General features: G+C 60.6%; 21 protein-coding genes. 2 read left to right on the plus strand and 19 right to left on the minus strand.

Translation table 11 applies throughout. From position 1 onward, the window contains the following. Positions 1 to 5 precede the first annotated feature (5 nt). Positions 6 to 161 carry a hypothetical protein gene (locus ACWTU7_RS01765; RefSeq protein ID WP_455837480.1) on the minus strand — a complete coding sequence of 52 codons (156 nt, stop codon included), beginning with the start codon at positions 159 to 161 and terminating at the stop codon, positions 6 to 8. Between the two features lie 30 nt (positions 162 to 191). Here ACWTU7_RS01765 and ACWTU7_RS01770 point away from each other — a divergent pair, with 30 nt between their 5' ends. Beyond that, the gene (locus tag ACWTU7_RS01770; RefSeq protein WP_455837481.1) at positions 192 to 446 is read left to right on the plus strand and encodes a DUF982 domain-containing protein; all 255 of its coding nucleotides are present in this window, start codon (positions 192 to 194) and stop codon (positions 444 to 446) included. A gap of 92 nt (positions 447 to 538) precedes the next feature. Here ACWTU7_RS01770 and ACWTU7_RS01775 read toward each other — a convergent pair whose 3' ends face one another. From ACWTU7_RS01775 to ACWTU7_RS01860, 18 genes are all read right to left on the minus strand, one after another. Continuing rightward, positions 539 to 3,082: an NAD-dependent epimerase/dehydratase family protein gene (locus ACWTU7_RS01775; RefSeq protein ID WP_455837482.1), complete on the minus strand. Its 2,544-nt coding sequence runs from the start codon at positions 3,080 to 3,082 to the stop codon at positions 539 to 541. Positions 3,083 to 3,210: 128 nt separating this feature from the next. Then, positions 3,211 to 3,876: a dienelactone hydrolase family protein gene (locus tag ACWTU7_RS01780; protein WP_455837483.1), complete on the minus strand. Its 666-nt coding sequence runs from the start codon at positions 3,874 to 3,876 to the stop codon at positions 3,211 to 3,213. Between the two features lie 320 nt (positions 3,877 to 4,196). Beyond that, a complete protein-coding gene (locus ACWTU7_RS01785; RefSeq protein ID WP_455837484.1) occupies positions 4,197 to 4,526 on the minus strand; it encodes a hypothetical protein in 330 nt (109 codons plus the stop codon). Positions 4,527 to 4,578: 52 nt separating this feature from the next. Further along, complete coding sequence (locus ACWTU7_RS01790; RefSeq protein ID WP_455837485.1) at positions 4,579 to 5,889, minus strand: HlyD family type I secretion periplasmic adaptor subunit; 1,311 nt, start codon at positions 5,887 to 5,889, stop codon at positions 4,579 to 4,581. After that, complete coding sequence (locus tag ACWTU7_RS01795; protein WP_455837634.1) at positions 5,889 to 7,631, minus strand: type I secretion system permease/ATPase; 1,743 nt, start codon at positions 7,629 to 7,631, stop codon at positions 5,889 to 5,891. The genes ACWTU7_RS01790 and ACWTU7_RS01795 overlap by 1 nt, the downstream gene beginning before the upstream one ends. 105 nt (positions 7,632 to 7,736) lie before the next feature. Continuing rightward, positions 7,737 to 9,128 (minus strand): endo-1,3-1,4-beta-glycanase EglC, encoded by a 1,392-nt coding sequence (gene eglC, locus ACWTU7_RS01800; protein WP_455837486.1) that lies wholly within the window; start codon positions 9,126 to 9,128, stop codon positions 7,737 to 7,739. Positions 9,129 to 9,279: 151 nt separating this feature from the next. Continuing rightward, positions 9,280 to 10,107, minus strand: coding sequence for a D-glutamate cyclase family protein (locus ACWTU7_RS01805; RefSeq protein WP_455837487.1), 828 nt, complete (start codon positions 10,105 to 10,107; stop codon positions 9,280 to 9,282). A gap of 172 nt (positions 10,108 to 10,279) precedes the next feature. Further along, positions 10,280 to 11,095, minus strand: a complete 816-nt coding sequence (gene sctT, locus ACWTU7_RS01810; protein ID WP_455837488.1) for a type III secretion system export apparatus subunit SctT — start codon at positions 11,093 to 11,095, stop codon at positions 10,280 to 10,282. 9 nt (positions 11,096 to 11,104) lie between these two features. Continuing rightward, a complete protein-coding gene (locus tag ACWTU7_RS01815) occupies positions 11,105 to 11,374 on the minus strand; it encodes an EscS/YscS/HrcS family type III secretion system export apparatus protein (RefSeq protein ID WP_455837489.1) in 270 nt (89 codons plus the stop codon). Between the two features lie 18 nt (positions 11,375 to 11,392). Continuing rightward, the gene (gene sctR / locus ACWTU7_RS01820; RefSeq protein ID WP_065006906.1) at positions 11,393 to 12,046 is read right to left on the minus strand and encodes a type III secretion system export apparatus subunit SctR; all 654 of its coding nucleotides are present in this window, start codon (positions 12,044 to 12,046) and stop codon (positions 11,393 to 11,395) included. Then, the gene (gene sctQ, locus ACWTU7_RS01825; RefSeq protein WP_455837490.1) at positions 12,039 to 13,013 is read right to left on the minus strand and encodes a type III secretion system cytoplasmic ring protein SctQ; all 975 of its coding nucleotides are present in this window, start codon (positions 13,011 to 13,013) and stop codon (positions 12,039 to 12,041) included. Before sctQ ends, sctR begins: the two co-directional genes overlap by 8 nt. Positions 13,014 to 13,164: 151 nt before the next feature. Next, the gene (locus tag ACWTU7_RS01830; RefSeq protein ID WP_455846484.1) at positions 13,165 to 13,626 is read right to left on the minus strand and encodes a hypothetical protein; all 462 of its coding nucleotides are present in this window, start codon (positions 13,624 to 13,626) and stop codon (positions 13,165 to 13,167) included. Between the two features lie 13 nt (positions 13,627 to 13,639). Continuing rightward, a complete protein-coding gene (locus ACWTU7_RS01835; protein ID WP_455837492.1) occupies positions 13,640 to 14,998 on the minus strand; it encodes a FliI/YscN family ATPase in 1,359 nt (452 codons plus the stop codon). After that, positions 14,995 to 15,615: a type III secretion system stator protein SctL gene (gene sctL, locus ACWTU7_RS01840; protein WP_455837493.1), complete on the minus strand. Its 621-nt coding sequence runs from the start codon at positions 15,613 to 15,615 to the stop codon at positions 14,995 to 14,997. Before sctL ends, ACWTU7_RS01835 begins: the two co-directional genes overlap by 4 nt. Positions 15,616 to 15,620: 5 nt before the next feature. Then, positions 15,621 to 16,244, minus strand: a complete 624-nt coding sequence (locus ACWTU7_RS01845) for a SctK family type III secretion system sorting platform protein (RefSeq protein WP_455837494.1) — start codon at positions 16,242 to 16,244, stop codon at positions 15,621 to 15,623. Beyond that, positions 16,241 to 17,080, minus strand: a complete 840-nt coding sequence (sctJ, locus tag ACWTU7_RS01850) for a type III secretion system inner membrane ring lipoprotein SctJ (RefSeq protein ID WP_455837495.1) — start codon at positions 17,078 to 17,080, stop codon at positions 16,241 to 16,243. Before sctJ ends, ACWTU7_RS01845 begins: the two co-directional genes overlap by 4 nt. 9 nt (positions 17,081 to 17,089) lie before the next feature. Next, a complete protein-coding gene (locus ACWTU7_RS01855; RefSeq protein ID WP_455837496.1) occupies positions 17,090 to 17,722 on the minus strand; it encodes a hypothetical protein in 633 nt (210 codons plus the stop codon). A gap of 20 nt (positions 17,723 to 17,742) precedes the next feature. Further along, a complete protein-coding gene (locus ACWTU7_RS01860) occupies positions 17,743 to 18,393 on the minus strand; it encodes a type III secretion protein (protein ID WP_455846485.1) in 651 nt (216 codons plus the stop codon). Positions 18,394 to 18,628: 235 nt separating this feature from the next. Between ACWTU7_RS01860 and ACWTU7_RS01865 the strand changes: the two genes are divergently transcribed. After that, the gene (locus ACWTU7_RS01865; protein ID WP_455837498.1) at positions 18,629 to 19,339 is read left to right on the plus strand and encodes a L,D-transpeptidase; all 711 of its coding nucleotides are present in this window, start codon (positions 18,629 to 18,631) and stop codon (positions 19,337 to 19,339) included. The last annotated feature ends 46 nt before the right edge of the window (positions 19,340 to 19,385 follow it).

The following is a 19,385-nucleotide window of genomic DNA, read 5'->3' on the forward strand; positions in this document are numbered from 1 at the left end:
GTTTGTCAGGGCTCCAGGCTTGTCTTGCCGGCGCGCACGGCGTCGACCGCTCGCGGATCGAGTCGCGATTGATCCTTGTGGATCTCGTGACCGCTGTCGGTGTTGACCACGTGTTTCGAGCCGCGCACCAGTGCATTTGAGGTGGCGAAAACGATAGACACCGCTAGCATATCCTCGATTTGGAGAGTGCCGTGCGTACGAGACGTTTCAGAAAGCCGATAGTCGTTCAACCCGGCCGGATCGATCGCGACAGGGTTGTTTTGTCTGTCTCCGACGCGGCTCAAGTGCTGCTGAGGGACTGGTCGACGCCAGCGTCCAAGACGCGGCTCGCTGCAATCGAAGCCTGCCTTGCTGTTATCCGCGGCGAAAAGCCGCCAAGGGTCGCGCGCCAAGCGTTCATCGTCGCGGCCAAGGATGCGAGGATCCTGCTCGGCGAACAAATCTAGCCGGCCGGTCAGGCCGAGCCTCGTTCAGGGAACTCGATCTCTTCCTCGACCTGCTCTTGCAGATCGTCACGCGCGCGCTCGCTATGAGTTACTCAGACAATCGCCCGATCCCAACCGCCATAATGTTGGTTGCTGCGCGTGCCGCGCGGCAGGCTGAGCACGATCAGCGCCAGACCGATCGCAACGTTCGCCACGATCGCGGTGGTCCCACCGCCGGAAAGCACGAAGGGTGACACCGCGATCCATGCACCAAGCACTACATTTAAGAAGCGCACCGGCCGGACAACTTCGGCCATGGCTGTGACTGCGACCATGACAATGAGACAGCCGACTACGTGATCGCTGAAGTAGAGCGGTGGTTGTGTGCCAAAGATCAATGGCGTCGTCATCAACAAGGCGCCAAGTAGCGTGCTGGCTACCAGCGTCCATGGGAAATTAACGCCGCCGGTGACGAATTCCTTCAGCAACTCGGACGCAGGGCGGTCGAGGTCGGTGTCAGGTGTCTGGTTCTCCGACAGCGCCGGTCCGCCCATCCAGAAGGTACGCCAAAACGGCTCGCCCGCCCTCGTGGCGCCCCAGAGATATTGGATGGTCGCCAGCACCTCATCGACCGAGTAAGGGATCAGCACCACCGTGACGGCGGCCTGGAGGATGCAGAGTGTGCACAGCGCGCCAATCAGCGGTGGCTGGATGATGATAAAGGACACACTGACCACGCCGAGCGGAACGATCAGCAAACCGAAGAGGAGCACCATCCACGGCATGGTGCGCCAGCGCCGGCGATCGCCGATCGCGCCGGCGAGGATGTCGAGGCTATAGGCAAAAGCGCCGAGCCCGGCATCGGCGATTGGAAAACCCTTCGAGACCCATGACGTCACCACCGCCTCGCTGCCGTTGCGTACCGGCGCGCCGCCGGGGCCGAAGAACGGATCCCACAGCCCATCTATGTGGCCCATCTGGTAGGCGGCGAGATAGCGTGAAACGAATAGGCCGACAAAGGCCAACGCCACGATGGGGATCCGCTGCGTGAAGGTGGATGGCGAATAGGTCCAGCCCAGCGGGCGGTCGTCGTCGGCCGCCAGCGCACGGCGGCTGACGCCGGGGGTCGGCGGGATCATTACAGCAAAGGCGACGATCAGCATGCCGACGAGCGTGTCGATGGCATAGGCCGCGGCACTGGTCGTCCAGAACAGCAACGGCGCAAGCATCACCCAAAGACCGAGCGACGCCGCGACCCACTGCACCCAGCGCCAGCGCCGGAACATCCCCATCAACGCAAAGACCGTCACGAGCAGGCCGGAAACGATCTCGCTGACACCGAGACCGGCGTTGCGGAATTGTGGCTCCGCAATATCGTGCCCCAGAGCGGGGGGTATTGCGGCTGCGACGGGGTCGAACAGGCCAACTGTCATCGGCGATGTGGCCAGCCACAGTCCGAGCGCAGCGTTGGTCATCGGCGCCCAGAGCGTCCTCGACCGATGCCGCTTTATCGCCGCTTCGACGTCTTCCTTGCTTCGTTCGAGCGGTCCCTTAAGTCGCCTTTCGGCCTGCTCGATCTCAGGGTCCGAAGCCGCGACAACGGGCGGATCAAGCTTGTTGGCCGCGTACCAGTCTGTGGGGTCCCGTTTCAGCCGGCGGATCATCTCCGGCAATGTGTCCAGCAGGCTGTGTCTAGGCGCCCAGCCCAGCAGAGCTTTGGCTCGCGCGATGTCGATCTCGTAATGATCGTCCGAATTCTCGATCATCCACGGTTTGATGTCGGTGTCCTGATCGAGTACCTCCGTCTGCACCCACGCGCCGAGCTTCGTCAGCTGCTTCGGCAGCGCTAAGGTGCGCCAGTCCTCGCCATGGATGAGGCGGCCGATGCGCTTCTGCATCTCCTCGTATGACGGTGTGTCTTCTTCGCCGATCAGAAGCACGGTCTCGGCCGGAAGTTCGGCGCGCCGGTCGACGCAACGCACCACCGCATCGACGAGATCGTCCTTGTGCAGATAGGGCTGGCCGGCGGTGATATCGCCGGCGAACAAATAGGCCGTCGGCAAGCGCTCGAAGATGCGAGCGATCTGCTGGGCAATAAAGGCCGCCCGGCAGTCTTCGTCATAGACGCCGGCGAGCCGCAGGATCACCGTCTTGATTTCGCCCCGCTCCCTCGAAATCAGCGCCTCGGTTTCGGCTTTCGATCTTGGGTAGGCCCAGGCCGGGTCGAGCGGCGAGTCCTCATTGATTTTCGTGCCCCTCCCCGGGCTTGGGGCATGGGCGAGAAGCGTGCTGGAGAACACGAACTGCTCGGTCTTGATGGCCGTCAGCGCATGCAGGAGCCGGCGCGTGCCCTGCACGGTGACGGCGTCATATTTCGGATTGTCCTTGCCGGTCGTGTCGTAATAGGCCGCGAGGTGGATGACCGAGGCGATGCGACCGCCGCGCTCCCGCGCTGTTTTCACAGCCCTACTCACGCTCTCATCGGAGGTGAGATCGATCTCGATCGTCTCCATGCCGGCGGGGGGATGCTTCGGTTTTGCAACGTCGAGGCCGATAACCCGGTAGCGGTCAATCAAACCTCGCGCAATCGCCTGCCCCAGGAAGCCGCTGCTGCCGGTGATAAGAACCGTCGGAAGTGGCGCGCCGTGATTTGCCATAAGTCAGGCCCGTTCGCGTTGGAAGAGAGGCCCGATGGCGCGATGCGCTTCGGCCTTCCTCGACCCTCTCAGCACCTTGGAACTGGATTGGCCTTCCTTTTCTGCATCGAGTTTTGGGGTGCCTAGGATCATTGCCTCGGCCTTTGCGGAGGCGCGAGATGCTCGAGGAACCATCGCGTGGCGTGTCTGACCACTTCGTCCATTGTGCCCGGCTCCTCGAAGAGGTGGCCGGCACCGTCGATAATGATCAACTGTTTCTCGCCTTTCAGCGCGGCAAGGGCACGCTCGTTCATCCCAATCACCGGCCCGTCCAGGCGGCCGACCAGAAGCAGTGTCGGGGCACGCACGGCCGGCAACGCATCCATCGCCAGATCGGGCCGGCCGCCGCGCGAGACGACAGCCGCGATACCTGCATCCGGGCGTGAGGCGGCCACCAACGCGGCTGCCGCGCCAGTGCTTGCCCCGAAATAAAGTGGGACAGGCCTTCTGGTCCGTGCTTCCGCAGCCGCCCAATGCGTCGCCAGCGCGAGCCGCGATGCAAGCAGGTCAATGTCGAAGACATTTCGCCTGTCGCGTTCCTCGATCGACGTCAAAAGGTCGACGAGAAGGGTCGCCAGTCCGGCCTGCCGAAGTGCTGCGGCCACGTGATTGTTGCGCGGACTGAGCCGTCCACTTCCGCTGCCATGAGCGAAGATGACGATGCCTTGCGCACCGTGCGGCACGCCCAGCAGCCCAATGAGCCCGTCGGGCTCGATCCTGACCTCCTCGACCTCTGTCATGGCGGTTGCCGGCATCGTACACTCCAAAGGGAGGATCACTCACAGGCAGAGGAACTGCGCCTCGCGCCCACTCAGTGCGTTAACACTGGCATGCCGGAAATGTTTCCGAGTCAGGCCAGAAAAATATGGCCTCCATCCGGAGCGACGGATCTGTTCCGCCCGCCTATTCAGAATTGTGGGCTCCCTCGGCGCAACGCTCTCCGTGGCCGAGGCTCAAGATTTGTTTGGCATCAATTGGTCTAGAGCTATTGTCGCCAAGCACGATGCAGCGTTCGATTGGCCACTCCGCAGCGAAGCGAACTTGGTGCAGGGTCGCATAGCCGGGCTCGCGATTTTCAGCTAGCGCCTCTTATGGGTGGGTTGTCTGTGTCGTTCCATTCCGCATTGCGTGCCCACGCTTCCTCGAAGATCAGCTTGAACTCCCGCATCATCGCACTCTCAATGGCGAACGCACTGCTTGGCAGGGCGCCGGGGTCTTCCTGATTATTCTGGAATTGAAAACGGGCCTCCAGTTCGGCCCATATTCGCTCGGAAGTCGCGTCGAGGCCGGCAAGCAGCGCGACGACCAGCGCCAGAGTCTCTCGCTGGGCATTCAGCCGCCCCTCGATCTCTTCATTCGTCAACCCGGACATGTGGATCGCTTCCAGTTTCAGGCGAAACGGCAAAATCGCGTCGTTGTTCCGGAGTTCAGCTCGTCGGCTCGCCCGGAGACGCGGCCTATTCTTCCCTGAATGCCCGTTGGATTTGGTTCGCCAAAGGTTTCACGAGATAGGACAGCATGGTGCGGCTGCCGGTCGAAAAGAACACCTCGACAGGCATTCCAGGCGCCAGGGCCAGGCCCTTGAGCCTGGTAAGCTCTGTGCGCGGTAAAACAACATGCACGGTGTAAAAGCCAGCGCCTGTTTTCTCATCGACATTGAGGTCGGCGGAAATCTTGCTGACGGCACCATTCAGTTCCGGCGTTGTTTGCTGATTGAATGCCGACAGCCGCAGCGTCGCGCTTTGCCCTGACGTCAATTGATCGATGTCTTGGGGGGCCACGCGCGCCTCGACGGTCAGGTCGTCTGTCACCGGGACAATCAGCATGATGAGCTCGCCCGGAGAAATAACGCCACCGACCGTGTGCACACCAAGCTGATGAACGACGCCGGTCTGCGGACTGCGTATATCGATCCGCTTGAGCTGATCTTCGGCCGAGACCTTGCGCTCGACGGATTCAGAGATCTTTGCCTGGACGTCACGCAGTTCGGTCGCCACCTCGCTGCGCAAATCCTGGTCGATCTGAATGATCTGCAAACGGATTTCCGACGTACGACCCTTCGATTGCGCTATGGCCGCGGTCAGTTGCCCGTGCTCACCTTTGAGCCGCACGGCATCGCGTTCAAGCGCAGTTATGCGATCGATTGAAACCAGCTTGCGTTGCCAAAGGCTGCGCATGCCTTCGAGCTCAAAGCCGATCAACTTGATTTCCTGGCTCTTGGCATCTCTTTGCTCGGTCAAGCCGGAAACTTCTTCGGCAAGCTGCGCAATACGCTCTTCCAACTGAGCCTTCTGGCCAGCGCGTGCCTGTCGGCGAAATTCGAACAGAGATTGCTCGCCGGCCATCGCCCGACCAATCTCAGGGGCATCCTGCCGTGACACAAGCGAAGCTGGAAAGATGATGCTTCCTTTGCCGTCGCGCTCGGCCTCAAGGCGAGCCAGGCGCGCCTCGAATTCGTCCAGGCTCTTCGTGACGATCGCCAAATTGGCCCGGGTGATCGTCTCATCGAGGCGGATCAAAACCTGGCCCGCCTTCACGGCATCGCCTTCCCGGACAAAGATTTTACCGACAACGCCACCCGTCGGATGCTGCACCTTCTTAACGCTGGAATCGACGACTAGCTTTCCCGAAGCAATCACGGCCCCGGAAATCTCGGTGACGGCGGCCAAGCTTCCGGCCCCCCCAATCAGAAGTATGCAAGCTGCGACCCCACCAAGCAGATAGCGTCGAATAGTACGATCGGCCGCGAATATCGTGCGTTCTGCCATCAGGATGCCGTCTCTTCAAGCCCGGAAACGACCTTCAAGGGAACGCCTGCCGGGCGGGTTATCTTGTTCAAGATCTCATTCTTCGGGCCAAAGGCCTGGATCCGGCCGTTCGCCATCACGAGAACCTGATCCAGGCTTGCAAGCGCGCTCGGCCGATGTGCCACCACGACGGCAATACCGCCTCGCGCGCGCACGCTTTGGATCGCCACCGTCAGTGCAGCCTCACCCTCCGAATCGAGATTGGAATTGGGCTCGTCGAGGATGACGAGGAACGGATCGCCATAGAGCGCCCGCGCCAGTGCAACCCGCTGCCTCTGGCCGGCCGAAAGTGCCGACCCGGCCTCGCCGACCCGCGTCTCGTAGCCTTCCGGCAGATGGATGACGAGTTCATGAACGCCGGCCGCGCGCGCAGCCGCCAGTATCTTGTCGGAGGGCGCCTGCGGTTCGAAGCGCGCGATATTCTCGGCAATGGTGCCGTCGAACAATTGGACATCCTGCGGCAGGTAGCCGACATGCTTGCCCAGCTCTTCCGGCGACCACTGGTCGAGCGTTGCGCCATCCAGCCTGACGGTGCCGCGAACTGGGAGCCATATGCCGGCAACCGCGCGCACGAGCGATGACTTGCCGGAAGCGCTCGGCCCGACAATGCCGAGGCCGACGCCCTTTTCCAATGCAAAAGTGGCGTCTTGCACGACCATACGACGCTCCCCCGGCGGCGTGACACTGATACTTTCGACCGAAAGAGCAGATTTCGGCGCAGGCAGCGAGACACTTGTCGCAGTTTCGGGAAGCAGGACCAAAAGCTGGGTCAAGCGGGCCCAGGCCTGGCGGGCGCTCACGAAACCCCTCCAGTGCGCGATAGCCAGTTCGATTGGTGCGAGTGCCCTGCTCATCATGATCGAACTGGCGATCATGATGCCGCCGGTCGCTTGCTGATGGATGACGAGATATGCGCCGATCGCCAGGATACCCGATTGCAGCATCATGCGCAGGATCTTCGAGATCGTTCCGAGTGTCCCAGCAAGGTCGCTCGCTGTTGCATTGGTATCGAGATAGTCAGCATTGATCCCTGACCAGCGCTCGGCGATGCGTGATCCAAAGCCCATGGCCTGCAGAACCTCGACATTGCGACGTGTCGCTTCGGCAAGTGTATTGCGCGCCGCCGCTTGACTGTTTGCCTTTCTGGCGGGCTCTCTCGTGCGAATTTCGGCGAGCAATGTCAGGCTGAAGAGAATGACCACGCCGGCCAGCGCCGTCATGCCGATCCAGAAATGGAACAGGAAGCAGATTGCGAGGTAAAGCGGCATCCAGGGCAGGTCGAAAAGCGCGGTCGGACCGGCGCTCGACATAAACGAACGCACCTGATCAAGATCGCGCAACGATTGAAGGCCGTCGCCTGCGAGCTTGGTGCGCAACGGCAAACGCATGAGGGCGGCATAGACCTGTCCGCTCAAGCGCGCGTCCAACGCCATCCCGATGCGCACCAGCAAACGCGACCGGATGAGCTCAAGAGCACCCTGAAAGACGAAAAGCGTGCCGGCAAACACGGCGAGCCCGACGAGCGTCGGCACGCTGCGGCCGGGTATGACGCGATCATAGACCTGCAGCATGAAGAACGAGCCGGTCAGCGCTAGAACATTGACGACGCCGCTCATCAACGCAATTCCGGCCAAGGCTCGCCGGAAGGAAGCCAGAACCGCTGCGAGGGTCGTTCGCGGCTCGGATGGATGGGGATGCGACATCGCCTTCACATCAGTCACGGTTCAGTCTCAGGCGGCAATGACCGCGCCCGAAATCAGGCCTGATGACGATCGTGTCCGTGCCGAGCCCCCCGTCAGGTGTTACGCCTAGATAACCCAATCGTTCAACGCATAGGCATGGATGTAGTCGATCTGCATTTCTGCAGGCGTGGCAAGCCCGTCGGCAGGCGTTCCCGCCATGCCGCCAACCGCCAGATTGACCAGCATATACATTGGCTCGTGCATGTCGGCAGGCGTTGCGGCACGGGCAACTTCGACGTCGTCGAAATACCAGACGAGTTCGTCTTCTGTCCACAGCACCCCGTATGTGTGGAACCCTGCGGTATCCGCGACATAGGCGGTAGAGGACACTTTTGTATGAGTCCCCGTCGCGTTCGAGTGGCCTGTCAAAATGAGCTTGTTCGGATCCTGCCCGACCATCTCGACGACGTCCAGTTCCGGCGGCCAGGAACCGTCCGCCGGGAGAAGCCAGAAGGCAGGCCATACCCCTTGTTTTTCGGGCATGTCGGCCCGAATTTCGAAATAGCCGTAGGTCTGCGCGAACGATTCGTAGGTCGTCAGCAAACCTGACGTGTATTGGTAATTGTTTATGTAGGGCCGGATCGCCTCAGGAGCCCGGGCGGCGGTAATCGTGAGAACACCGTCCTCAACACTGAACGGATTGACGGAACTTGTCGGGGCGTAGTTGGTATCGATATACCATTGAAGCTCTTTGTTGCTCGTGAGCGAGCTGCCGTTTGCGGCCCCCCACCAGAAATTCGAGTCCCAGGTGCCGCTCGAACCATTCCACAGGTCCAGCGTGTCGAACTCGTCCGAAAAGGTGAGTTCCAGAGCCGACCTGTCCACGGCCAGCTTGAACTGGCTTGCGGTGAACTCGCCGATGGTCTTGTTGGCGAAGACGAGAAACTCGCTGTCGGACAGATTGAGTCGGACGTTCGCTCCCGACTGCACCATGTTGGCGCGCACCTCCTCGAAGGAGGTGAAGCCGTAGCTCCCGACGCGAACGGTATCCGTCGCACCAAAGTCCAGGATCAGATCACTGCCGTTGCCGGGGTTTACAACGAAAATATCCGCCCCCGATCCGCCCTTCAAAACGTCATCGCCCCGTAAGCCGTCGAGCGTCTGTTGGCCGGAGCCGCCGGTAATGATGTTGTTCAGCTCGTTTCCGAAAGCATATCGTTTGTCGCCCGTGACCGTCAGGTTCTCGAAATTGGCTGGGAGCTTATAGTTCATCCAGGTCGAGATGGTGTCGACACCCTCGCCGGGCCGCTCGACCGCTTTGTTTTTAGAGTCATACAGATAATAGATGTCATCGCCCTTGCCGCCATACATTGTGACGGTGACGCTGCCGTCCCCATACATCGAGTCGTTGGACGTGCTGCCATAAAGTGTTGGGCCGGAATTCGTCGCCGAATACCACTTTACGGAGGATCCGCTGTAGGGAATTGGAACGCCCTTGGCGTTCAGTACCGTGGCCATCCCGGTCTTTTCTCCTTTGTCTCGCCTCGATGGCAGCCCTAACATTTATCGAGGGCAAAAGGAGCCAGTATTTCTTGGCTTTCGACTCAGGAGAGTTACCAAAAGCTTAACACGTCGTGGACCATTTGCCGGGGCGAAGCCAGATGGACCGCTAGTAGACCTTGAAAGCGCCCGCATCGGCTCGCGCATCCACATCGGTGATCAGCATGTGCCCCGGCGATACCGTGATCGAGGTCGCGAGTTCGGCACGAGTAAGTGCATCCTGTGCGGTTATGCTGCTAGCCCAGAATACAGGGACCTCCCCGTCCATGATCTTGACCGCTTCGCCCCAGTCGGGGGCCATCAAGTCGGCTATTCCGATGACCGTGGGCTCTCCGACATGGATGGGAGAGCCGTGGGCATGCGGGAAGCGTGCGGTGACGGCGCGAACCCTGTCGACATCGCAATGGCTCATCGGACGCATCGAGACGACCATTTCGCCACCAAACGGTCCGACGCGACAAGTCTTGATCCTGGTTCGGAACTTTGGTGAGGCTTTGCCGCAGCCGATGCGGCGGAGTTTCACGCCCTTTTCGGCAAGTGCGGCTTCGACGGTCAGCGAACTGCCGAGCGCAAAAGCGGCAAAATCATCTCGCCAAAGATCGATGATGTCCGTTCTCTGACGGGTCAGTTCCCCGAAGTGATAGATGTTGTACTGGGGGGCATCGGTGCGGATGTCGATATCGCCCAGCGCCGGGATCAATGGACTGCCGGCGCGATTCACGCCGACCAATGGACAAGGTTTCGGGTTGCGGATGCAAAACTGGTGGAAATCGCCGGCAAAGCTGCGGGGGACAATCACAACATTGGCCTGGAGCTTGCCGCGCGCCAGCCCCCCTGTATGCCCCTCATAGGCGCCCATTCTGACAAGCCTGCGCAGCCTATCCGCATCGACCAGTCGCAGGTCCTCGAAGATCGGTGAAGTGGTCAGGCGAGCCATGGCTTCCGAGGGGGTATGCGCGTTTCAGAGACAAGTCGGGAGGGCGTAAGATCGTTGGCGGCTCGGCTGCTTGTCCAATTGTCAGAATCTTTCCTCAACGATAAATTGTATTTATTGGCCGGCCAACGATTGCTTCATCTTACGACCGACGCTTGCGCAAACCTTCCCGTTCTCATTGACAGCTGCGGCAGCCGATCGCTTCTATCTGTCGGGCTGCCTCATGCAGGAAGCCAAGGTCCCGGTTCATGTAGAAGAGCAGGAAAGCAGAATAGAGTACAAAGACGAGGCTAAACACCAGCGTCTTCACGATCAGCGAAAGCGCAAAAACATTGAGGTGCGGTGAGGCGCGCGCCAAGAAGGCCAGCACAATGTCGGACAAGAGCATGCTGATGATGAGCGGGAACACGAGGGTCAATGCCAACATCAGAATGCGGTTCAGCAGATCGAGGAAGATTCCGGCTGCATCCTTGCTGAACACGGGCAGAAGTTGGTCGATCGGCCACAGGCCATAGCTGTCGTAGAGGCTGGTCAAAGAAAGTTCGAGGCCGCCGGCAGCCAGGTAGATCGTGACCATGACAACGGCGAGCAAGGTGCCGGTGGCACTCGTCTCATGGGTCATCATCGGATCGATCAGCGTGCCCATCGTGGAGCCGCGCTGTAGGTCCAGGATATCGCCGGCAGCCTCGGCCGCCCAGAACGGTATGCCCATCGCCAGCCCGAGCGTTACCCCGACCACGACCTCCTTGAGCATGTACACGACGATCATCGTCGTCGCGATGTCAGTGTTCGTCAGTTTGTTCACGATCATCGGAAAGACCGGAACCGCCAGCGCCAGAGCAACGCCGTTGCGCAAAAGGCCCGATAGCGGCACGCGCGAAAAGAGCGGCATCAGGAGCATGAACCCGGTCATGCGTGCGAGCGCGAAAGCTCCGGCCAAAAGAAAGAACTGAAGCTCTTTGACCGACGCGAAGAATGGTTCGACCGGCATCTGCGTGCCTCAACGCGTGACGACGGGGAATTCGTCCAGCGCCGTTGAGGCCTGCTCCGCGATCTGGTGGCCAAGCAGCGGGCCGAAGACGATGATGACCAGCAGGATCACGACGAGCTTAATCGTCTGCGGCAGGGACTGGTCCTGAATTTGCGTCAGCGCCTGGGCAAGCCCGACAAGGATGCCGACGGCCATCGCCGCGATAATCGCCGGGCTCGACGCGAACAGCACTGTCAGAAGCGCGCCTTGGACCTTCGCCAGGATGAAGTCATTGCTCATGCAAACCTCCTAGCGGCGTCAGACGTAACTCAGGATGAGGCCGTGCATCAGCCGCGACCAGCCATCTATGGCGACGAAAAGGAACAGTTTCAGCGGGATCGAAATGAGGACCGGCGAGACCATGATCATGCCGAGCGTCATCAGGATGTTTGCAACAACGATATCGATGATAAGGAAGGGAAGATAAAGCAGAAAGCCGATTTCAAACGCGCGCGTAAGCTCGGACGCGACAAAGGCAGGGACTAGTATCGAAAGATCGTCGTCTTTCAGATTTTGACGTGCCTGTTCCGGCCACAGGCGGTTCGTTCCGTCAAGAAAGAACTGCCGCTCTTCCGGCTGCGTGAATTTGATGAGGTGCTGCTGTAATGGTTCCCTGACCAGTTGCGCCGCCCTGGCGAGGTCGTCTGTAGTCTGGAACTGAACCTGCCCTTCCTGAAGCCGGCCCGTCATCTCGCTCAGCAATGGCGTCGTGACATAGACCGTGAGCACGAGCGCTATGCCGTAGAGGACCAAATTGGGCGGCATCTGCTGGACGCCGAGCGCATTGCGGATGAGGAACAGCACGACCGAGATTTTCAGGAATCCGGTCATGGTGACGACTGCCAGCGGCAGCAAACCGACGAAGCCGACGGCAATCAGAATCCCAAGCAGGTTGGGCGAATTGTCAAGCATTGTCGAACATGCGGGCGACCCGCACGCCCAGGCTCTCCCCGATCCGCACGATCTCGCCACGGCCTACGCGTTTGCCGTTGGCGATGATGTCGACCGTCTCCTTCGTCACATTGGCGAGCGGAACGATGGCGCCGGGCGCAAGCTGCCTTACCTCGCCGAGAGGCATTGCCATGCGGCCGAGCTCGAAGGCAAGCGCAACCGGCAACTCGTCCAGAGTTGACTCTTCCAATGTCTGGTCGGCGTGCGGCGGTGTGTTCTGATTCATGGTCCACTCCCATTTCGATCCAGAGATTGCAGTCGGGGCGGCAAGCAGTTGTGGCCCACTGGCAGTCAGGATGGCCGGGGCATAAAGCCGCTCGGCAATGACGAATGCCGCCTCTTCCTCTTCGTCATCGAAAAGCACCACATCGTCAGGCTGCAGACTTTGAAGCTCGCCAAGGCTGATTGTAAGCGCGTTGCGCCAAAGGCAGACCGGCAGCGGGAATTGGGCAGGGACCGGGGACCTCGCTTTCCCGATCGCGTCGAGAAAGGCCCCGGCCCGCACAGCCAGGCCGACGCTGTCGGTGTGCACGGCGCAATCTATGGTTTCGTCCTTGCCGGTCAGGACGAAAGCGAACGCGGTTTCGTCCAAAACACTGTCTTTTTGTTCGACCGACGTAATAGCGACCGTCTCGCCCAGCTTGCTCTCGATCCATTCGAGATCTTCTTCGAATACGGACTCCAGCAGCAGTGCGGCGTGAGCGGGTGCCAGTCGTTTCAAGTCGACTAGCTCGTCAGCCTTGGCAAGCCCCCTTTCGACAACAGAAAGCGGCAAGCGCAATTTGCCCGCCGTGCCTCCGGCAGTGAACGAAATCGTGCACAGCGGCTGGTCCTGAGGTTTCGTTGCCGGCCAGACGGCCGCGATCACCATGGTTTTCCCGACAATCGTAATCTGTGCGGGAGCACGGCGGCGGTAGAAGGCGTTCAAAGCCTCAACCTCCACAGCCGCAACAGACTCCAATGTCAGCGGCTCGCCAACGCTCGAGCGTGTGCGTCTCACCGGTTCTGCGCGCGCTTTCTTTTTTGCCGACGCCAAGGCCTGAGGCATCACACTTCCATATACACGATGACGGATTGGACTATCGTTCTGTGGGCAAGCGCAGTGGACTGCGCTCGTCTTCCTCGGAAAGCTCGGCAAGCGCGAGGCGACGACGCGCAGTGCGTTTGGTCAGATGCTCCAATAGCCCGTCCAGCTTCGTCACGGCCTTCATGCTCGCGCGATGATCATTGCGGGCTGCCGATAACTCGGCTTTGCGTCGTTGCTCGGTGACGCCGGCCATCTTCTCGTCTTCCCGGAGCCGTTCGGTTTGCCTGGCGGCGATCTCGAACTGTCCCTGAAGCCTGTAAAGGCTGGCCGCCTTCACCGGTTGTCCAACAAGCGAATCGAACGCTGCATCCTCGGCGTCGGCTGTGCGCTGGAGGTGCTCCCTGACCGCGGCGGCTGCCTCCTGAACCTCCCCGGCGGCCCGCTGCGCAGCCGCATATTTCCTTATGACCGCTTCGTTTGCGCGCCTTTCACCGCGGCGCCTGAGGTCGCGCAATTGTGCGATCATGTCACGATCTTTCATTGACAATCCCCCGCATGCGTTCGCGTGTCCTCTCGATGGTCTCGTGTGTGGCCGACGGCTGTCGCAGGAAGGCGTTGATGGTGTCGATCTTCGCCACCGCCTCGTCCGCCACCGCATCGCTGCCCTTTTCGTATTCACCGACGCGCAGCAGCAATTCGACGTCGGCGTAGCGGGCGAGCAGCTCCCGTAAGCGGCCGGCGTCCGACCGATGCTCAGCCGGCACCACCGTGTCCATGAGGCGGCTGCGGCTGCGAAGCACGTCGATGGCCGGGAAATGATTGCGCTGCGCAAGTTCGTTTGACAGAAAAACGTGCCCGTCGAGAAGCGCCCGGATTTCTTCGGCAACCGGATCCAGCGTGCCATCGCCCTCCAGAAGAACGCTGTAAAGGCTTGTAATGGAGCCGACGCGGCCAGGCCCTGAGCGCTCGAGCAATTGGGGCAGAACTGCAAAAAGCGAAGACGGAAAACCGCGACGCGTCGGCGGCTCGCCTGAAGCGAGGCCAATCTCGCGCTGCGCACGGGCAAACCGCGTGATGTTGTCCATTGCCAGCAATACATGCTTGCCCTGGTCGCGAAAATATTCGGCAATGCTGGTCGCCACATAAGCGGCCTTGACGCGCTCGATCGCCGGCCGGTCGGACGTCGCAACGACGATGATTGCCCGCGCCAGCCCGTCCGGGCCAAGCTGATGCTCGACGAATTCGCGCACTTCACGTCCGCGTTCGCCGACAAGAGCAACCACGGCAACATCCGCGTCGGTGCCGCTGACGATATCCGAAAGCAGGATCGACTTGCCGACACCAGGCTCGCCGAAGATGCCGACGCGCTGCCCCCGCGCGCAGGTGAGAAGCCCATCGAGGGCGCGGATCCCGAGCTGGATAGGCTCGGAAATCAAACTGCGCTCCAGCGGAGATGGCGGATAGGCATTGACCGGATAGCTGCCGGTAATCCCATCCGGCGAAAGCGGCTTGCCATCCAATGGCTCGCCGAACGCGTTGATCACCCGACCAAACAGGCCGGGCCCGACGGAAACCGTTTGGGTCTTTCCGGTCGCAATGACCTCCGTGAGGCTTGAAAGGCCGGTGAGATCGCCAAGCGGAACAAGGATCGCCATCTCGTCCATGAGCCCGACGACTTCCGCCTTGGTCGCCCTGCCGGTCCTGGGATCGACGAGTTCGCATATCTCGCCGATCCGAACCTCCTCCACCGTCGCATGAATGACCGTGCCGGTCACTCGCCGTACACGCCCTTTCCTGGGTCGGCTGGCATCGTCACGCAGACCGGAACGCAGGTTCGGAACGATCGATGCGAGGCGGCTCTCGATCTCGGTGGCGGGACTTGTCATGCCGGCGCCTCGGCCTTTGATGAAATCGCAGCGGCAAAGGCATTGAGCTGTGCGTCGATGCTGGCGTCAATGACGGCAATATCGGTCAAGAGGATGCAGGCGCCCCTCGGGAGCGTATCATCCGCATCGATCTCGACCGTCAGACCCAAGTCACTCTCGCGCAGGACCACGTACAGTTCGTCGCGAACTTTGTTAACGGAAGCGGGATGAAGTCGGACCTTCAGATATTTGGCGCGGCGAATTTCAGCGACCGCCTGCCTGGCCGCCTTGGCGACAAGCATGCTGACGTCGAATTCTCCCAGCACTCGCCTGACGACATCGAGGGCTAGATTGATGATTTCGGCTTCCAGCCCACCAAGATAGCGATCTACCTTGACCGCGGTCTCGCTCACCAAACGCGCGGCATCCGCGCCGCCTTGCGCCTTACCGTCTTCGTAGCCCTGCGCATATTCGGCCGCATAGGCTCGCCGCGCGGCGTCACGCAACTGCTGCGCATCACGCCTGGCTTCGTCGAGAAAGGCGTGCCCATCTCGCCAGGCGCGTGCCTCGGCAGCGCGCAGGATCCGGCCTTTAGGGCGCCTCGGCACACCAGTGGTCGCTTTGCCCGGTTCGCCCATCTCGTCTAACTCATCGCCCGTCGAACAATCGCCGGGCCAGCTTCCGAAAATGGTTTGGCCGTCGTCTGGTCAACAAGCTCATGCGGCATCAACTTGAGGCGAACTCGCATGCTCGTGTCGCCGGGCATCGCCTGACACCAGGCGCCAAGGCAACGCAAGCCGTCGGCATAGACACGACGATGAATATCTTCCATCGGCTCCAACGGCTGCATTGGACCGGTCAGATCGCGGTTGGCGACTGCGAAAGCACAGATTTCCGGGCCGAGTGCTGCCTGCAATGCGGCGGCTTGGCGTTTATTGATGGCGGCGGCCAGACTGCCGGCCCAGTAGATCGCGCCGGCACGAAGCGCAACTTCCTCCAACTCCTCACCCGACGACAAAGCGATCGCCCGATCCACCGCGTCGGGGGGCTCGTCGGAAATTGCGCAAGTGAGTCCATAATGGTCGAGCAGAAGCTGCGATAATCGCTCATGCAGGCGTTGCGACCGCAACATGCGCTCGCAGGCAGCCTCGCCGATCGTGCCGTCAAAGCATTCCGCTAGCCGGGCCGCATCAGCATAGCCTGCGGGATTGGACATGAATGTCCGCCATTCCGGGCTGGCAGTCTGCTTCGAGCCGGTCTGGATCATGTCTTCTTCACAGGCATTGCCGAAGCATCGAGCGCATAGACACCGGGCCGTCTATACCATTGGACGTAGGCTAGCCGGGCAGCCAGCGCGAGTATGGCCGCCGTCATGCCGTAAAACAGCCACATCGCGGCGGCGACGCTGTCGGGATGCAGCCAGAGGCCGAGGAATGTTGTGAAACCTGCCTCGCCGGTTGCGAGCTCGGGCACTGCCGCGGTCACCGGAATGAGCGTGACGGATACATTGTCGTAGGTCAGCCCGGCGATGCCTTTGGCCACCAGCATCTTGACCTGCGGGATCAGCTCATTCATCGGAACGGATGCGCGGTGCCGGATGAAGACGGAGGCGGACGATGGCACCAGCCGCTGTCTCAGCGGATCATTTTCGGGCAGGACGAGATGAACGCGCGCGGAAAGCACGCCGTCGATGTCCGAAATCGTCTGCGACAGCTCCTGGCTCAGGCCATAGATCATCGTCGCCCGCTCTTCGACCGGCGAGGATACAAGCCCGTCTCGCTTGAACACGTCGCCGAGCGTCTGGAATTCCTGTTTGGGCAAGCCGCTTTCGTCGAGAATCGCCATGGCTTCGGCGAAACGGTCCTTCTGCACCGAAACCGTCATTTTGCCGTCCTTGCCGGCCTCGCGTTGGGCCGGAATCCCGTGACGCATCAGCGTGGCCACGATCTCGTTGGCCTGCCGCTGGTTGAGATTGGAATACAGCTCAACCGAGCACGCCTGGAGCACAAGCATGCTCACCACAACGAGCGCGACGCGGCACCGGACGCCGCATCGATTCAATAGTGTTGACCGCCGCGGCAAGGATAGCGTGTGCACGAACACTCCGTAGGCTTACTGTTGCTTGATTAGCGTGCTGGTGGACGACGTAACGGCTGTCACGCTGCTCGTGACGACCTCGAGATTGGCGGCTGCCCACATCACCGAAATGGATCGTTCGAGGAGTTGCTCGGCATTCCTTGCAGTGGCGTTTTCGCCTTCCTTGGCTGACGGGGCGGTCTTGCCGGCGCCATCCTGCATGGCGGCCGTTTCAGCATTCACGGGGGCATTTGCCTGGCCAAGGGCCTTCTGGACCTGCTGCATGGTTCCTTCCAGCGACTGAACCGCAGAACCGAACAATGCCGACGGATCCGTAAACGCCCCGCCCCCTGCCTTTTCCACCTCGGCCAGATAGTCGAAGAGTTTGTGTTCGACGACCGGCTCGGTCCTTTCCAGTTTGGAGGATTGTCCGGCCATTGCCGGATTGGCTCCCGAAGATGCCTGCGCCACCTGCTGGCCTGCCCGTGTGGCGACATCACCGCGCTCAGGCATCGTAACCTTTGCGGCATCGTGCTTTTCCTGATTGGCACCCACCATTCGGTTACCCGGCTGCGCTGCCGTGCCGGCGGTGATCTGCTGCTGGGAAGCTATGCTGGTGGTCAAGTTTGCCAGTGTAGCTTCCAGGGCTCCAATCGGCGCGATTTGCATGAACCTGCCCTCCTGCTTTCTTAGTTCGGTTTGCCGGAGGGAACATTCTGCGCCTCCGCCTGCCTTCCGCGGAAAACGCGGACCGGAACAACTTTGCCATCATCCTGCTTCGTGCTCGGCGCCGCAGGAACTCCCAGTGTTTTCCTGACAAGTTCAACGTAGGACGGCGGCCCCGATACCGAGACAACATCGTCTTGCTTGGACACCTTTATAGGAAACTTCGGGTCGATAACCCCGAGCCGCGAAAGCCGATCTTCCGCACTGGCAGCCGTATTGGCATCAAGCGGGATCATTTCCGTCCGGACTTCAGCTTCGGTCGCGACGTTCATGACGATGCCGTCGAAATGCCAGACCAACCCGTATCGATTGCAAATTTCTTGCAGAAACTCGCGGGCCGTTCCAACCGGCATGCCGGCGCTTAAACGCCCCTTTACCAGCTTGCTGACACGCATGGGCGCCCGCATGTTGCGGCCTAGCTCGACCAGCGCGTCGGCCACCGATTGATCGACGGTGATGTATTTGTACGGGCCGGCAGGCCAGCGCGGTTCGGCGGCATTGGCCGGCGACGAGGCAAGGCCGAACACGAGGATCGTCGCAAGAGCGCAGGCGACGAAAGCAGCCCTGGCTTCCGAGAACCGATCGGCATGGCAGGTATCGCGTCCCGTCAACATTGGTCCTACCGCAAAGGGACGCACGAGCGATGGCCCGCGTCGCTTGTCTCATGGTTTACCCGCCGATTCACTCTATCGTGCACATCGCAGAATTGGAAGTCCAATTGGATTGCGCCTGAGCATTTGGTGCCAAATGTTGCGAACCGCCAGCAAAGCGATATGGTGCGCGCTGGAATCAGGTGATCGCCGACCGAACGCCTGGATGCAGAAGGGATCGGTCTTGGTGGCGGCAATCATGATCCTGCTTGCGAACTTGCCTGTTGGCGTCAGCGTTGCGGGAAGCAAAATCCTGATCAGCCCGCGCTTCATCCAGAGATTGTGTGCATCAGTTCTGGTTGCTGCCACGTCGGTTGCCACCATGGCGCCGGCGCAGGCCCAATCGAATAGCGGTTATGACCCACGAAGCTGGACTTACGATCCGGCAAGAAATGTGCTGGTCTCCCCTTCCGCTCCCGACCAGACTTCGGATGGAGAAATCCGGCCCGAGTGGTCAGCAATCCTTAGGGAGATCGTACATTTCAGCGAGGCTCAACCGAAGGGATCGATCGTGATCAACACTACGGAGCGGCGCCTTTACTACATCTTGGGGAACGGCAGAGCACTGCGTTACGCGGTGGGCGTTGGAAAGGAGGGATTGGAATGGTCCGGCCGCGATACGATTTCGGACAAAAAGAACTGGCCAGACTGGCGGCCGCCGGCCGAAATGCGATCCAGGGAAGCCTCGAAAGGCCGCTTCCTGCCCGCACATGTCAAGGGAGGGCCGAACAATCCATTGGGCGCGCGCGCATTGTATATCGGCAACACGCTTTATCGCGTCCACGGCACTAACCAGCCATGGACCGTCGGACAGGCCAATTCCTCCGGTTGCATTCGCATGACCAACGAAGATGTCATCGATCTTTATGACCGCGTGAGGATCGGTACCCAGATCATTGTACGGCATTGATGGTCCGACGCCCCCTTCCTCCGAAAGCTGCAATATGAGGGACTTA

The organism is Mesorhizobium sp. BHscii (assembly GCF_053848065.1).